The 14,396-nt window shown below is 63.6% G+C and carries 14 protein-coding genes; 9 read left to right on the top strand and 5 right to left on the bottom strand.

What is annotated here, in order from left to right; translation table 11 throughout:
- Positions 1–2: 2 nt before the first annotated feature.
- The 5 genes from DGN21_RS10175 to DGN21_RS10155 all read left to right on the top strand — a co-directional run bounded on the left by DGN21_RS10175 (position 3) and on the right by DGN21_RS10155 (position 3,326).
- Positions 3–218: a hypothetical protein gene (locus DGN21_RS10175; protein WP_024939951.1), complete on the top strand. Its 216-nt coding sequence runs from the start codon at positions 3–5 to the stop codon at positions 216–218.
- A gap of 87 nt (positions 219–305) precedes the next feature.
- Positions 306–1,301 carry an acyl-CoA dehydrogenase family protein gene (locus DGN21_RS10170; protein WP_184429139.1) on the top strand — a complete coding sequence of 332 codons (996 nt, stop codon included), beginning with the start codon at positions 306–308 and terminating at the stop codon, positions 1,299–1,301.
- Positions 1,289–2,050: a PIG-L deacetylase family protein gene (locus tag DGN21_RS10165; protein WP_126966737.1), complete on the top strand. Its 762-nt coding sequence runs from the start codon at positions 1,289–1,291 to the stop codon at positions 2,048–2,050. Before DGN21_RS10170 ends, DGN21_RS10165 begins: the two co-directional genes overlap by 13 nt.
- Complete coding sequence (locus tag DGN21_RS10160) at positions 2,047–2,643, top strand: class I SAM-dependent methyltransferase (RefSeq protein WP_126966736.1); 597 nt, start codon at positions 2,047–2,049, stop codon at positions 2,641–2,643. The genes DGN21_RS10165 and DGN21_RS10160 overlap by 4 nt, the downstream gene beginning before the upstream one ends.
- On the top strand, positions 2,640–3,326 hold the full coding sequence (locus DGN21_RS10155; RefSeq protein WP_102252124.1) for a glycosyltransferase family 2 protein: 687 nt from the start codon (positions 2,640–2,642) through the stop codon (positions 3,324–3,326). The genes DGN21_RS10160 and DGN21_RS10155 overlap by 4 nt, the downstream gene beginning before the upstream one ends.
- A gap of 585 nt (positions 3,327–3,911) precedes the next feature.
- On the opposite strand, the gene DGN21_RS10150 is transcribed toward DGN21_RS10155, so the two are convergent.
- Complete coding sequence (locus DGN21_RS10150; RefSeq protein WP_126966735.1) at positions 3,912–5,192, bottom strand: PAS domain-containing sensor histidine kinase; 1,281 nt, start codon at positions 5,190–5,192, stop codon at positions 3,912–3,914.
- Positions 5,193–5,266: 74 nt separating this feature from the next.
- Between DGN21_RS10150 and DGN21_RS10145 the strand changes: the two genes are divergently transcribed.
- Positions 5,267–5,635, top strand: coding sequence for a response regulator (locus DGN21_RS10145; protein WP_024940662.1), 369 nt, complete (start codon positions 5,267–5,269; stop codon positions 5,633–5,635).
- Between the two features lie 296 nt (positions 5,636–5,931).
- Here DGN21_RS10145 and DGN21_RS10140 read toward each other — a convergent pair whose 3' ends face one another.
- The 3 genes from DGN21_RS10140 to DGN21_RS10130 all read right to left on the bottom strand — a co-directional run bounded on the left by DGN21_RS10140 (position 5,932) and on the right by DGN21_RS10130 (position 8,768).
- Positions 5,932–6,618: a thermonuclease family protein gene (locus DGN21_RS10140; RefSeq protein WP_102256752.1), complete on the bottom strand. Its 687-nt coding sequence runs from the start codon at positions 6,616–6,618 to the stop codon at positions 5,932–5,934.
- Positions 6,619–7,029: 411 nt separating this feature from the next.
- The gene (locus tag DGN21_RS10135) at positions 7,030–8,355 is read right to left on the bottom strand and encodes a sorbosone dehydrogenase family protein (protein ID WP_102256753.1); all 1,326 of its coding nucleotides are present in this window, start codon (positions 8,353–8,355) and stop codon (positions 7,030–7,032) included.
- Complete coding sequence (locus DGN21_RS10130; protein WP_046345946.1) at positions 8,352–8,768, bottom strand: hypothetical protein; 417 nt, start codon at positions 8,766–8,768, stop codon at positions 8,352–8,354. The genes DGN21_RS10135 and DGN21_RS10130 overlap by 4 nt, the downstream gene beginning before the upstream one ends.
- Before the next feature lie 57 nt (positions 8,769–8,825).
- Here DGN21_RS10130 and DGN21_RS10125 point away from each other — a divergent pair, with 57 nt between their 5' ends.
- Complete coding sequence (locus tag DGN21_RS10125; RefSeq protein ID WP_126966734.1) at positions 8,826–9,122, top strand: hypothetical protein; 297 nt, start codon at positions 8,826–8,828, stop codon at positions 9,120–9,122.
- A 362-nt stretch (positions 9,123–9,484) separates the two neighbouring features.
- Positions 9,485–10,123: a carboxymuconolactone decarboxylase family protein gene (locus DGN21_RS10120; RefSeq protein ID WP_102581659.1), complete on the top strand. Its 639-nt coding sequence runs from the start codon at positions 9,485–9,487 to the stop codon at positions 10,121–10,123.
- Between the two features lie 88 nt (positions 10,124–10,211).
- Here DGN21_RS10120 and DGN21_RS10115 read toward each other — a convergent pair whose 3' ends face one another.
- Positions 10,212–10,487 (bottom strand): hypothetical protein, encoded by a 276-nt coding sequence (locus tag DGN21_RS10115; RefSeq protein ID WP_024940668.1) that lies wholly within the window; start codon positions 10,485–10,487, stop codon positions 10,212–10,214.
- A gap of 1,023 nt (positions 10,488–11,510) precedes the next feature.
- Between DGN21_RS10115 and DGN21_RS10110 the strand changes: the two genes are divergently transcribed.
- The gene (locus DGN21_RS10110; RefSeq protein WP_160954728.1) at positions 11,511–14,300 is read left to right on the top strand and encodes a S8 family serine peptidase; all 2,790 of its coding nucleotides are present in this window, start codon (positions 11,511–11,513) and stop codon (positions 14,298–14,300) included.
- The last annotated feature ends 96 nt before the right edge of the window (positions 14,301–14,396 follow it).

Raw genomic sequence — 14,396 nt, 5'->3', positions numbered from 1 at the left:
ACATGCCTGCAATCCACGTGCAGACGTTCCGGCGCATCGGCATGGCTGCAGAAGGCGATGCGGCCGTCGGGCCGCACCAGGATCGACGCGCCGGCATGCACCGTCCAATCGGCGGTGGGCGCAGCGCCATCCAGATCCGAGAATGCGCTCGCGTCGTCGGGCTGCGGCAGGGCCGCGGTTGCCTTCTGAATATCGATTTGCGCAGCAAGTTGCAGTGATTTCCTTGCGCTTCTGTTCGCTTCTCACGTCGAGAACCGTTGTCACGCGTCACACCCCTTGCACCTTGCGCTGCTTAGCGTGGCCCGATGAGCGCACGTATTTCATCGCACACCCTTGCCTTTGCATCGCACACGGGCTCAGCCCGCACCGACGGACTCAAGCAGTCGATTGCGGACAAGTGGCTACACATACATCCGACGCTGCCACTTCCCGGGCGTGGTCGCACCCTGGGGCGCTGGCAGACGCTTGCCGATATCGCGGCAGACGACCTGTGCGCGGCCAAGTTCCTGGAAGCGCATTACGACGCGCAAGCCATCTGTGCCGATCTGGGTGTGGACCTCATCACGCCGACCCAGCGTTGGGCGGTGTGGGCGGCCGAGCCGCCTGGCTCGGATATGCGTTTTTCCGGACAAGTGCTTAACGGCACCAAGGCATGGTGTTCGGGTGCCGCCCAAGTGACGCATGCGCTGGTGACGACGCGCCATGCAGGCGCCAGTTGCCTGTTTGCCGTGGCGCTGGATCAGCCCGGCATTCAGATCGACAGCAGTGCGTGGCAGGCAGTCGGCATGCAAGGCATCGAGACGGCCAATGTTCGCTTCTCCGATACGCCAGCGCGGCAGATTGGCGCAGGTGATGCGTACTTGACCCGACCTGGATTCTGGCACGGCGGTGCCGGCATCGCCGCGTGCTGGTTCGGCGCCACCGTTGCGGTTGCCGATGTGCTGCGTGCCTCTGCGCGTGTGAGCAAGGATCCGCATGCCGCCGCGCATCTGGGCGCCATCGATACAGGCCTGGCATCTGCAGCTGCGTTGTTGCGTCAGCTGGCAACGCGCATCGACGCGCAGCCGGAACAGGCACATCTGCGTGGCGTCCTGCAGGTACGCAGCGTGGTCGAAGCGGTGGCGCGCGACACGCTGGATCGGGTTGCGCGTGCGTTGGGGCCAGGCCCGCTGTGCGGCAACCGCGCACATGCGCAGCGTTGCGCCGACCTGTCGGTGTTCATTCGGCAGCATCACGCAGAACGCGACCTGCAGGCGCTGGGCGAGTTATGCCAACAGGAGACATCGCCTTGGAAGATCTAGCCGGGCAGCCCATCGAGGGCACAGGCACGCCGGAAACAGCATGGCGCTCCGCGCCGTACCTGAGCGAGCTGCCACGCGTCACGCTGTCGCAACTGATGCAAGGTAGCCAGCGCCTGGTGGTGGTGGCACCGCACCCGGACGACGAGGTGCTTGGATGTGGCGGGTTGATAGCCGCTGCGCGTGCCGCAGGCGTACCGGTAATGATCGTCGCGCTGACCGATGGGGAGCAGGCCTACCCCGACGAACCCGGCTGGCAGCCGCAGGTGCTGGGCCCGGCGCGGCGCCTTGAACTGGATGCCGCCGTGCAGCAGTTGGGTGTATTGCCTGGCGCATCGACCCACCTCGCACTGGGCGATGGCGCGCTGGCGGCATGCGAAGCGCGCATGGCACAGGTCCTCGGCGATCTGATCACTGCGCATGACACCGTGCTGGTGACCTGGGAGCGCGATGGCCATCCGGATCATGAAGCCGCATCGCGTGCGACCCATGCCGCGTGCAAGGCGCAGTCGGCGCGGCGTCTGCAATATCCGGTATGGGCGTGGCATTGGTCGCGTCCGGAAGATGGGGTATTTGCCGATGGCGCTGCCGTGCGCTTCGATCTATCGCCCGCAGTGCTGAGTGCCAAGCAGCGCGCCATTGCGTGCTTTGCCACCCAGTTGGGCCACTGCACGCCACCCGTTGCAGAGCCGATTCTGCCGCCGCCGGTGCTGGAGCGCTTTGCGCGGCCGTTCGAGGTCTTCATCCGATGACCGCGCTGAGCGTTGAGCACTTTGAGCAGATGTACGCCGATGCAGACCCGTTCGGTTATCGCTCGCGCTGGTACGAGCAGCGCAAGCGCGACATCCTGCTCGGTGCCCTGCCCTATCCGAGGTTCGCGCGTGGCTGGGAATTTGGCTGTTCCAATGGCGAGCTGACCGCGCAGCTGGCGCAGCGCTGTGACACGCTGCTGGCGACGGATCTGTCGCAGCAGGCGGTCGAGCTGGCGAGCGTGCGGCTGCAGGCACTGCCTGCGGTCACGCTGCAGCAGGCCGCGCATCCGTCGGACTGGCCGGAAGAGCTGTTCGACCTGATCGTCTTCAGTGAGGTGGGGTATTACCTGGACGCCGCAGCTTTCGAAAAAACCGTGGCGTTGTTCGCCCGCTCGCTCACCGCCAACGGCTGCCTTGTGGCATGTCACTGGCGGCACGACTTCGATGGCGCGTTGCGCAGCGCCGAGCAGGTCCACAGCGCGCTGAACCAGGCATTGGCGATGGACACGCTGTGCTGTTACCAGGATGCGGACTTCGTGTTGCAGGCCTGGATGTCCGGGCCGTCGATTGCGCAACAGGAGCAGCTGCGATGATCGCGGTCACCATTCCGGCGCATAACGAAGCGGATCTGATCGGCAAGTGCCTGCAGTCCATTCTGGTGGCAGCCGCGCACCCGCATTTGGCGGGAGAGCGCGTGGAAATCCATGTCGCGCTCGACCGCTGCAGTGACGGCACCGGCGCAATTGCACGCGCGCACGGCGCAAGAACCGTCACTACCGCAGGCGGTGTCGGCATTGCCCGTGCAGCGGCGGCATCGGCCGCGATTGCGCGCGGGGCACGCTGGCTTGCGTTTACCGATGCCGACACCTGCGTGCCGCCGGACTGGCTTTCGGCGCAGCTCGATTGCGCGGCGGATGTGTTCTGCGGCGTGGTGGAGGTGACCGACTGGCACGATTTCCGTCCCGAAACACGGCAGGCCTTCCTGGCCAAGGAAATCCGCCGCGACGGGCATCCGCATGTGCATGGCGCCAATCTCGGCATGAGTGTGGCTGCGTACGTGACCGCCGGTGGGTTTTCTGCGCTCAAGTGCAGCGAAGACGTGGCGCTGGTTTCGGCGCTGGAGCGCGCAGGCATGCAGATTGCCCGCCTGGTCAAGCCGGTCGTCAATACCAGCGCTCGCCGTATTGCCCGCGCGAGCGGCGGATTCAGCGATCACCTGGCCCGCCTGGAAATGGCCGTCCTGGCTGGCGAGCCGGTACTGGAGCGTCAGGTCTAGCCATCGGGTACATCGTCAGATGTGTCCAGCAACAAGCACACGTAGTGATGGCCGGTGCTGGAGACGAACGCCCCGCGGAAACATCGCAGATAACCCCGCCACTGCCGTTGCTCAATCGTTTCGGCGCGACAAGCAATCGCGACTTTGGAGCCCGCATTTATTTGCATAAGCGGGCTGTGCATAAACCACCGCGATTGTGCTCTTCCGATTCCAGGCTACCTGCAGATCATTATCCGCGCTGCTTGCAAATCGAAAACATAGCGATCAGGGTGCAATTGCTCCTCGGCTTAATGCAATCGCTTCAAGCCGGCCATTACCGCTACCGAGGTCATGATGGACTCCACGATGTTCCGGCAGATTGGTCGTTATCGATTGACTGCACATACGGTTCCGTTGGACGGCGTCTTCTTCCCGGAGATTCTGGTGTCGTTCGACGATGGGATCACCTTGTATGGGCACAGGCGCGAGATGCGATTCGACACGCAACTTGCCGCGCACCACTATGCCAGACAATGGATGGGCAGATGCACCGTAACGCCGCTAGGTATTCTCGAGAGTATCTAGGCGTCGCCGTCACCGCTGATGTCAGCAACCAGTCGGCTCCGCCGCCGGGAAGCCAAGCGTGAAACAGGCGCCCTGCCCTGGCATCGACTGCACTTCAATATAGCCGTCGGCCTGCCTGACCGCCCCATCCACTTGTGCCAAGCCCAGCCCGGTGCCCTTGCCTGCCGGTTTGGTGGTGAAGTAGGCGTCGAACAGCTGATCGCGGATCTCCGGTGCAATGCCGCTGCCATTGTCCTGGACAGAGAGGGTGACATAATCGCCGGCGCGACGACCGGCAGCATCCACATCTGCTAGCGTCCGCGTCGCCACCGTGATGCAGACCCTGCCACGCACCGCGCAGACATCGCGCGCATTGATCACCAGGTTCAACAAGGCCCGTTCCAGCGTGTGTGGATCCGCCAGTACGGCACTGTCGCAAGTCGTGGTCTCCCACTCGACCGATACCGCAGCGCCTGCCGCCTGTTGAAGCAGGGGCAGCAGGCGCGCGACTAGCGCATTGAGCTCGACGCGTTCGGGAGCATAAGGATGCTTGCGCGCGAAGCCCAGCAGGCGTTGCGCCATGACCGAGCCCTGCTGCAGAGCGGTCTCTGCCATGCGCAAAATCTTCTGATCCGCTTCGCCAAGGGCGCCGCGCGACTGAACCACATCGATGGCAGCGCCCGCAGTTTGCAGCACGTTGTTCAGGTCGTGAACGACACCGGCCAACAGTTGCCCCACAGCCTCACCCTCCTGCGCTCGCTCGGCCACGCGCTTGGCCAGGCGCTGCGCGGCACGTGCAATATCCAGCTCGACCTCGATGCTTGGAGAATGCGCCTCTGCACGTACTTGGTCGTGCGTCGCCGCTGCAGCAGGCTCAACGTGATGGATTGCAGACTCGGTGCGGGCCTGCAGCGTCTGGTTGAGCGTGCGTAGTGCCAGTTGCGACTGCCGGCGTTCGGTGATGTCGCGATTGACCGCCAGCACCCCCTCGATCCGGCCATCCGCGTTACGCAGCGGGCTTGTCGACACCAACCAGCTCTGGAGCTGCCCGTCTGCATTCGTACATTCGGTTTCGAACTGCTGCGACTCGCCGCGCTCGGCAGCAGCGAGCGCCTGCCGCACGCGCGGCCTGAATCGCTTCGGCCATAACGACACCCAGGGCAGACCCACCACAGAGGCGGCATCGACAAACGCCACACGCGCCAGACCATGCGCGTTGACGAACCTGACGCGTCCGTCCAAGGCAATTTCCTTGATGGAATCCAGCGACAGCTCGACGACCTGTCGGTAGCGATGGTCGGGAAAGTCCTGCGTGCTGTTCATGGTTCTCAAATCGATCACGTGTTTTTCGCGTGGGAAACGTAGTGTGATGCATGCATCCTCAGAAAACCTGCTTTATGGGCTCTACAAACGAAAAACTGATTCTTGTCGTCGAGGACGATGCTGACACGCTCGAGTTGGCCACGCTGCTGCTGACCGAGAGCGGTTATGCGGTCGTCACCGCAACCGATGCGCAGGGCGCGCTGGAGCATATCGATAAGCACCCGGCGATTGCGCTGGTTTTTACCGATCTGCAGATGCCGGGGCTATTGGATGGATACGGCCTGATTTCGTATCTGCGCGCGGATGGCAACAATCTGCCGGCGATCCTGACATCGGGTCTGGGGCATTCCCCCAATGGGTTACCCAGCCGGACGACGTTTTTAAGCAAGCCCTACACACGCCGCAGCTTGGTGCAGAATATCGAGGCTTTTGTCGGGCATTAGAGCGGCCAACAGAACTACTGCGCGGCCGTCAGGCGGGCGCGCCCGGTGCTCGGAATCGGCATCACTCCTACGCTTGGGGTTCAGAGTCCCTCGTCCATAGCACCGACGAACGTTGGCTATGTTTTGTCAGCCGCTCTTGGCGTGACGGTCAGCACGCAGCTCACACCTTGCGGCGCATGTGCATGTTTCAGGTGTGGTGATTGCGCCGCGCTGGGTTGGTTGACCAAAACACCCCAGCAGGATCGACAGGCGTCGCGATCAGCTGCTCGACGCTGGATCGCACACCTTGCCAGCCATCAGCGCGCCGCGCGTCGCCAGCCTGCATTGATCGCTTCCTGGCTTGTGCAGAAAAAACGCTCGCCCTTGGCAGGTGAGATGCTGGTCCGCGTGTAATCGCGTTGCCCGGGCATATGGAAGATCTTGCTGCCCTTGCTGGAAATATTGCCCTTGATGGCGCAGTGCGCAGGCGTTTGCGTCTGCACTGCGGCCTGAGCCCGCTGTGCCGATTGCGTGCGCTTGCCGCGTCGGTAATCAGCAGGCATCTGAAAGCTGCCGGCCCAGAGGTTACGCCGTTGTTGCTGCGCGTTGCGCTCGTCGGCAACGAACGCGGTGGCGTACTCGCGGTAGGCCACCGCCCAACCGGATTGCACCATCCAGCGGTTGACCGACTGCCCCTGCACATAGCACTCGGCCACGATCCGTCCATAGCGATCGGTGTCCTTGGGTTGGCAGCGAACCGTCTTGTCGAGCAGGTAGCCATCCAGTGCGGCAGCCGAACGTCGGCCGCAAGGCCATGCGCTGCCAGCGTTGCTGGTGCATTGCTGCGCGCTTTCCGGTGCATCGATACCCCACAGGCGGATACGTTTCTGCGCGACAGTGATGGTGTCGCCATCGGTCACGGTTGCCCGGCCGACCAACTCCGCTGCGATAAGAGGTGAAGCGAAGAGCGCCACGACAACAACTACCGAACATCTGAACAACATCAACAACAAGCCTCGGGTGATCGGCAGAGCGTGGTCCGTCTGTTCTTGCCTTGGTGATTGCGTCTAGCCGATTGGCTCACTAGAGGTCCCTTGCCCTGATGCCTGCGTCGTCCAGGTCGACGCGGGGCCGGCACTGTATGTCAACTGGACGGCGATGCCTATCCCTTGTGCTGGTCCGCCAAGACAGTGCGGCGCTCGGTATTCATCGACGCACATCCCTGACAGTTGCATTCGAGGCCGATCAATCGCGATGCTGATAGACGGCCAACAGAGGCTCGTGCCTTGAAGACCTGCGCCTCTGAAAAGTTGGGTTGTTCCCGATAAGGCCTACAGGTAGCCCTGCCCCGCAGCCCGGTGCAGGTAGCATCAAATACTGCCCGGTTCTTTGCAGAACCGGGTAGACAGGCAGGCTTACTGTGCAGCCGCTTGCGGCGCGACGGGCGCCGCATCCGGCGTCACTCGCCAGATCGTATTGGCCAGGTCGTCCGCGACGATCAATGCACCACGTGGATCGAGCGTGACGCCGACCGGGCGGCCGCGGGTCAGGCCATCGTCGCCATGGAAACCGGAGACGAAGTCGATCGGGTCGCCCGCCGGGCGGCCATCGCGGAACGGCACGAACACCACCTTGTAGCCCACCGGCGGGTCGCGATTCCAGCTGCCGTGCTCACCGACGAACACACCGTCGGCAAACTGCGTTCCCATCGTGGCCGCCGAAAACGCGACACCGAGTGCGGCCACATGCGAGCCCAGCGCGTAATCGGGCACGATGGCCGATGCGACCTTCTGCGGATCCTGCGGCATGACCCGCGTGTCCACGTTCTTGCCCCAGTAGCTGTAGGGCCAGCCGTAGAAGCCGCCTTCACGTACCGAGGTGAGGTAGTCGGGCACCAGATTCGGGCCGATCTCGTCGCGCTCGTTGACCACCGCCCACAGTGCGCCACTGCCGGGCTGGATCGCCAATGCCGTGGGATTGCGCAGCCCGGTGGCATAGCTCTTGTGGGCGCCGGTTGCCGGATCCACCTGCCAGACCTGGGCGCGGTCGACTTCGGCAATCATGCCGCGCTCGGTGATGTTGCTGTTGGAGCCGATCGCGACATACAGATAGCGTCCATCGGCACTGGCGGTCAGGGCCTTGGTCCAGTGATGGTTGATGGCCGACGGCAAGTCGGTGACCTTGCTGGGTGCAGCGCTGGCCTTGGTCTGCCCTTGCTGATAATCAAAACGCACCAGCGCGTCCTGATTTGCCACGTACAGCGCGTTGCCGATCAGCGCCAGGCCATACGGCGCATTGAGCTTGTCGGCAAACACGGTCTTCAGTTCATAGGTGCCGTCGCCATCGGCATCGCGCAACAGCGTCAGCCGGTTGCCGCTCTTGACCGAGGTGTTGCCCTTGGCCTTGATCGCACCGGCAATCACGTCCTTGGGCTTGAGGTTGGGTGCATTGCCGCCGCGGCCTTCGGCGACCAGGATGTCGCCATTGGGCAACACCAGCGTCTGGCGTGGGATGCCCAGACCGGTGGCGATTGCAGTGATGCGGTAACCCGCGGGCACGGTGGGCTTGCGCTCGCCCCAGGCTGCCGGCTCGGCGATGGTCATGTCGGGCAGCAGGCCGCGATCCGGCGCAGGCAGCTCGGGACTGGCGCCGTGTTGTTTGAGCTCGGGCGCCTTGCCGCAGGAAGCGAGTGCGGCGGCGAGAATGGAAACCGACAGGACGGTAACGGCATGACGCTTCATCGGGCACCTCCCACGCGCAGGCTGGATAGCCCCGACCAGGTTGCAACGAGCGCGAATGCGGTCGCAATCGCAGAAAACACCAGTGCCGCCGGCATGATGGCCCAGGCATCGCGTGCATGATGCAGGGCGTCGAAGAAGCCGACAATCCATGCGGCACCGAGCGCAATCACATAGATCAGGTTGCGGCTTCCGCGAACGAAGCCGACGATCGCGCACAGCAAGGCGATGGTGGTCAATACCATCGCGCCGATCAGCAGCCACGCAGCAAAGTTGGCCCACTGGATCTGATGACTGCTCCAGTAAGCGTAGTCGCTCAGCAAGGCACCGAGAAACAGCGGCCACACACCGCCGAGCACGGCTGCATGGAACGGATGGATGGCCCAGGATCGGGCGGGCATGGCAGTTGAATTCATGGCGGACTCATTGGGCGCGTTGGTGAAACGTGCCCCGATGCTGCCAGCTGCCACGTGATGAGCGCGGTGATGCTGGGTCTTCTCTGCGCGATGGGCTGCACGGACAAGCATCGGGACCCCAAACCACTCATCCTGCCGAGCGACCGCTGGACCGCTGCCATGACCCTATTTCATAGAAAGATGTGCGTGCTCCAGGACGCTCTCTACGCTGGGCTCCATCCACCGGAGGAACAGACAGATGAAAACCTTAGCAATCGGCTGGCGCGGAAAAACTTCTCCGGCACCAACTGCGTTTTCGATCGCACAGCAGTACGCATCCAGGATGGCTTGAATTCCAATGCGCGTTCGCAGTGATGAGCGCCATTCATAGGACCATGCAAGTTGGATGGATGGAGCGGCGTTGCATCTGCGTCATGCTCGTTGCCGGCATGTACGGCAAGGAGACGGCGATGAAGAACGCAAGCGTGGTGCGTTCGATTCGACAAGGTCTGCGCGCAGCTGGGGCGCCATCTGCATCGTACGGTCCGGCAGTGGATGCGGCAGTGGATGCTTGGATTCGCGTTGCCTTGCCCCTAGATCGGTGGAGAGATGCGATGCCATGCGCGAGCGCGCTGCGCCGCGCGCTCCCCTCCATGGCTGCGCTGTTGTTGGGCGCAGTTGCCCTGCTCTCTGTTGCCCCCTCCCCCGCGGCAGCACATCCTTCGGAGATCACGTCCATGACGACACACGCCACCTTGTCGCCCAGGCAGCAGGCCATTGCGCCGATTGCCGCGTTTGCGGCCACCGGCGATATCGACCGCTTGAACACCGCATTGGAGGCGGGCCTCGATGCTGGCTTGAGCATCAGCGACTGCAAGGAGGTACTGGTCCAGCTGTATGCATATGCCGGGTTTCCGCGCAGCCTCAATGCACTGGCCGCGCTGATGCAGGTCGTCGATGCACGCAAGCAGCGCGGCATCGCCGATGCGCCGGGACACGAGCCCGGCCCGGTACCGAGCGGCGATGCGCTGCTGGCGCTGGGCACCGCCAACCAGACCCGTCTGGCCGGTGCGCCGGTGACCGGGCCGTTGTTTGCGTTTGCGCCGGCAATCGATCAGTACCTCAAGACGCATCTGTTCGGCGACATCTTTGCCCGCGACAACCTGGATTGGGTGAGCCGTGAACTGGCCACGATCAGCGTGCTCGCCGCCCTGGAAGGCGTGGAGGCGCAACTGCAATCGCATTTGAAGATCGGCTTGAACATCGGCGTGACCGAGGCGCAGCTGCACGAACTGGCCCAGGTGCTGGACAAGCGCGTCGGTGCGGCCGCCGGCACACGCGCCAAGGCGGCACTGGCCAAAGCCAGGGCCCAGTGAGCCTGCGGCGGGGTTCGACAACCGCAGCGCATTCTGCCGGCGCGAATGCGGCTGCCGACGGCAGCACGTCGAAACCGATCGGGCCCCGCTAAAGCGGCGCCGGGCCAGCCGCCAGCCCCGGCCGCCCACCGGCCTGCTTGACGATCAACTGACCGATGTATTGCTCGGCCAGCCTGGTGCCGATCTCCAGCGCGGTCTGCAGCGAGCCGAAGGTGGGCGCGGCCGGCAGCGGTACGGGATGCCCACAGACCTGCAAGGTCTCCAACACGATGCGCCGATGCCCGAGCTGTCGAGCGACCACGCGGTACGGCAGGCCCTGGTCGGTGCCTTCCGTGGACATTCTTTCGGTGCAGTGGGTACTCATCGGGCTCGAGCATAGCTGTGATGCCCAAATTTGGCGGCGCGGCAACTTGAACAATTTATGCAGACGCTAGCGCAGCGCCAGCGGCGCACTCCCGACAGACCGCTGCGGCCTGAACAGGCTCGGCCATGCAGCGATGACACCGATGTCGCACCTTGCGTGGCGCACGCAGCGGCGCCGATAAGAACAGAATCAGAGGAATCGGCTGTAGGGGAACGCCGAATGTTGGTTCTTCCCCCAAAAAGATCGGCTTGAATATTCTCCCAGCATTCAGCTTGATGGCCTGAAGCGAGGACGTGCCTGTCTCGACGTTTCATTCGGCGCACTGAATATCCAGCGTTTCTTCGAGCATGTCCCTTTGCGCATTTCATGCAGGAAAAGCGGGGAATTGGGCACAATGGCAGGGTTCGCTCGATTTTGGTCAATATAAATGCGGTGGATATATTCGTTCTGCAGCAGAAAATTTAATATAACTTCGATGTCACTGCGATAAAACTCATCCGATCAGGCCTGATACAGACGAGTCCGTTAGAGCTGCTAACTTACAGTCGAATCCGCTACACCGTGTGGGCAATTTACCGACATCTTCGACGCATTTCCTGATTACCTGCGATAGTCATCGCATTTAGGATTGCCGCCCCCGGAGATTCGTGACGACTTATTGTCGCGTTCGCTCTGACATTTCCTTGCAGTCGAGCCTGATAAGGCGCTTTTTAATCTGTTTTGGCTATGGATTAAATCGTGAAGTCCTATGCAGGACATTTTTCTCTGAATAGCAACTGTCCGTTCATGTTTTAGAGTTTACCGGTAGCGCCGTTAAACAATCTCGCAAGCACATGGTTCGATGCATCGGCGCATCACCGTGTTATCCGGAGCGCTTATCTGAGGGGACAGATTCGCGGCGGATAAAGTGAATAACGCGTGAAATCCAACGCCACACCGGCTTTTCCCGGTGCTGGAATCGTCTGCGCCAAATTTTAGAATTTTTGCAGTTGCGGCGCGCTAATTACCGGAATCGACCAACCCATGAATCGCTCGCTACTCGCAACCACGATCGCCTCCTGCCTTGTCCTGACTGCCTGTGGCGGCGGTGGCGGCAATGTCCGCAGTGACCCACCGCAGACCACGGTGGTCGCCCCGACGCCGTCCACTCCCCCAGCGCCCACCACGCCCACGCCCACGCCCACGACTCCAACGACTCCAACGACGCCGGACACCACCGCGGCCGACCCGCTGCCGAACACCGCGCCGACGCCGGCACCTGCCCCCGCCCGCTACCAGGGCCTGGCCAGCAACCTGCTGGTGCCGACCAATGCGGATCTGGCACAACAGGCCGGCGCCAAGGGTCAGGGCGTCAAGCTGGCGGTGCTGGACGACAACCTCTATGGCAGCTACGCGCCGATCAGCGGCAAGGTCGATACCTCCAACGATTACACCGACACCCCCGGCACCCCGGAATCCGCATCGAACGCGTTGCGCGGCCACGGCACCGTCGTCTCGGCATTGGTGCTGGGCACCGCCCAGGACGGCTTCGCCGGCGGTGTCGCGCCGGATGCGGACCTGTTCTATGCGCGCATCTGCGCCGAAAACTCCTGCGGTACCCAGCAGACCCGCCGCGCGGCGGTGGACCTGGCGGCAGCCGGCGTGCGCATCGCCAATCTGTCGATCGGCGCCTCGTATGCAGATGCAGCCAGCAGTGCCAATGCCGCACTGGCCTGGAAGTATGCGCTGACCCCGCTGGTGCAGGCCGATGCGCTGATCGTGGCCGCCACCGGCAACGAAGGCGCGGCAGAAGCCTCCTACCCGGCGGCGACGCCGGTGCAGGAAGCCAGTCTGCGCAACAACTGGCTGGCCGTGGGCGCGGTCAACATCGACAGCGCCGGCAATGCCGCCGGCCTGACCAGCTATTCCAACCATTGCGGCGCCGCCGCACAGTGGTGCCTGGTGGCGCCGGGCAGCTACTTCGCACCCGCGCTGGCCGGCACCGAGCTGCAGGGCCAGATCGCCGGCACCTCGTTCTCCACGGCCGCTGTAAGCGGCATCGCGGCGCAGGTGCTGGGCGTGTATCCGTGGATGAGCGCTTCCAACCTGCAGCAGACCCTGCTGACCACCGCCACTGACCTGGGCGACCCCGGCGTGGATGCGCTGTACGGCTTCGGCCTAGTCAATGCGGCCAAGGCGATCAAGGGCCCGGGCCAGTTCGCCAGCAACTGGGCGGCAAATGTGACCTCCGGCTACGACAGCACCTTCAGCAATGACATCTCCGGCGCCGGCGGCCTGACCAAGAACGGCGCCGGCAGGCTCACGCTCAGCGGCAACAACACCTACACCGGCGGCACCAGCGTCAGCGACGGCGTGCTCGCACTGTCCGGCAGCCTGCGTTCGGATGTCATTGTGCTCAACTCGGCCACGTTCGAATCGCGCGGCGGTGTCATCAACGGCGGCTACAGCCTGGCCAACAACACCGGCACCACCGCCATCGAATTGGGCAAGGGCTTGACCGTCACCGGCCAGGCCAGCCTGAAGGGCAACCTGCTGTTGCTGCCGGAAGCGGCTGGCTACAACGTCGGCAGCAGCGAGAAGATCGTCACGGCCGGCACGTTGCAGGGCAGCTTCGACCGGGTGCAGTACGCCAACAACTTCTTCTGGACTGCTTCGCTCGCCTACGACCCCACCACCGTCACCGCCACGTTGACCCGCAATGCCTCCGCTGCCAGCGCGCAGGCGGCCGGTGCGCCGCAGTCGGTGGTCAACGGTGCCACGCAGGCCGATACGCTGGTCAAGGTGCTGGATACGCGTGTGGCCTCCGGCGATACGGATAATCTGGGTGGCCTGATCAGCGCCACCGGCGCGCTGCTGGCCGCCAACGATGCGCAGGTTGCCGCATCGCTGCCGACCCTGGCCGGCCAGGTACACGGCATCGAGCGCACGCTGGGCTTCCAGTCGGCACTCAACGATGCACGCGTGGCGGCCGATCGCCTGCCCTACCTGGCCGACACCACCACGCTGACCACCTGGATGCAGGGCAGCTATCTGGACGGCGAACTGGGCGGCAAGGGTTTCGACTCGGCCGATTACACCCAGCAGGCCACCACCGTCGGTGTGGATCTGCCGATGGGCAACGCTGGCACCATCGTGGGTGCGGCGCTGAGTTCGGGTCAGGACCGTGCGCACATCGATGCGTCGGCCAGTCGCCTGCGCTCGGACCGTTATGCGATGACCGCGTATCTGTATCAACCGATCGGCCAGGCCTATGTGTCGGGGATCGGTTCCTACGGCATGAGCAATGTGGACACCGAACGCACGGTGCAGGCCGGCAGCATCGGCGAGCGCCTGCAGGATCGCCGCCACGACACCAACTGGTCGCTGCGTGCCGAAGTCGGCCTGATGCCGCAGGCAGGGCTGTCGCCGTTCATTGCCGCAGGCGTGGTCAGCCAGACCCAGGATGCCTTCAGCGAAGCCTCGGCCACCGGGCTGGGGTTGAGCGCCAACAGCGACACGTTGCGTGCCGGCTATGGCGAGGTGGGTGTGCGCGGTCATCTGGTGCGCGGCAAGTGGGGCTTCGATGGCTTGATCGCCTACCGTTCGCTGCTCGGCAATCCGAACTCGGACTTCACCGCCTGGTTCACCGGTCTGCCGGAAGCGCGCTTCAACGTGGCCGGCGAGCCGGTGTCCAAGCAGTCGGCGCGTGCGTCGGTGGGCGTGCGCTACCAGCTCAACGATGCCTTCTCCATCTATGGCAATGTGGGCGCCGAGCGCGGTCGTTCCGATGCCAACAGCATCAATGCCAATGTCGGCTTGCGCTGGCAGTTCTGATCGCGACCGGCACCCGACCGCACTTGGTCACTGTAACCACCGATGCCATGCAGCACTGTGCATCAGGCAAAAAAAAGCCCCGGCAATGCCGGGGCT

Source organism: Xanthomonas sp. MLO165 (genome assembly GCF_018831305.1).
GTDB classification, from domain to species: domain Bacteria; phylum Pseudomonadota; class Gammaproteobacteria; order Xanthomonadales; family Xanthomonadaceae; genus Xanthomonas; species Xanthomonas arboricola.
The sequence above is the reverse complement of the archived record's forward strand: the minus strand, read 5'-3'. Positions and strand labels throughout refer to the sequence as shown.

Bases quoted from the DNA above. Each gene is read 5' to 3' on its own strand.
- DGN21_RS10170 (WP_184429139.1), top strand. From the start codon at position 306: ATGAGCGCACGTATTTCATCGCACACCCTTGCCTTTGCATCGCACACG.
- DGN21_RS10125 (WP_126966734.1), top strand. From the start codon at position 8,826: ATGAGCGCGGTGATGCTGGGTCTTCTCTGCGCGATGGGCTGCACGGAC.
- DGN21_RS10175 (WP_024939951.1), top strand. From the start codon at position 3: ATGCCTGCAATCCACGTGCAGACGTTCCGGCGCATCGGCATGGCTGCA.
- DGN21_RS10110 (WP_160954728.1), top strand. From the start codon at position 11,511: ATGAATCGCTCGCTACTCGCAACCACGATCGCCTCCTGCCTTGTCCTG.
- DGN21_RS10145 (WP_024940662.1), top strand. From the start codon at position 5,267: ATGGGCTCTACAAACGAAAAACTGATTCTTGTCGTCGAGGACGATGCT.
- DGN21_RS10155 (WP_102252124.1), top strand. From the start codon at position 2,640: ATGATCGCGGTCACCATTCCGGCGCATAACGAAGCGGATCTGATCGGC.
- DGN21_RS10130 (WP_046345946.1), bottom strand. From the start codon at position 8,768: ATGAATTCAACTGCCATGCCCGCCCGATCCTGGGCCATCCATCCGTTC.
- DGN21_RS10150 (WP_126966735.1), bottom strand. From the start codon at position 5,192: ATGAACAGCACGCAGGACTTTCCCGACCATCGCTACCGACAGGTCGTC.
- DGN21_RS10160 (WP_126966736.1), top strand. From the start codon at position 2,047: ATGACCGCGCTGAGCGTTGAGCACTTTGAGCAGATGTACGCCGATGCA.
- DGN21_RS10140 (WP_102256752.1), bottom strand. From the start codon at position 6,618: ATGTTGTTCAGATGTTCGGTAGTTGTTGTCGTGGCGCTCTTCGCTTCA.
- DGN21_RS10120 (WP_102581659.1), top strand. From the start codon at position 9,485: ATGACGACACACGCCACCTTGTCGCCCAGGCAGCAGGCCATTGCGCCG.
- DGN21_RS10115 (WP_024940668.1), bottom strand. From the start codon at position 10,487: ATGAGTACCCACTGCACCGAAAGAATGTCCACGGAAGGCACCGACCAG.
- DGN21_RS10135 (WP_102256753.1), bottom strand. From the start codon at position 8,355: ATGAAGCGTCATGCCGTTACCGTCCTGTCGGTTTCCATTCTCGCCGCC.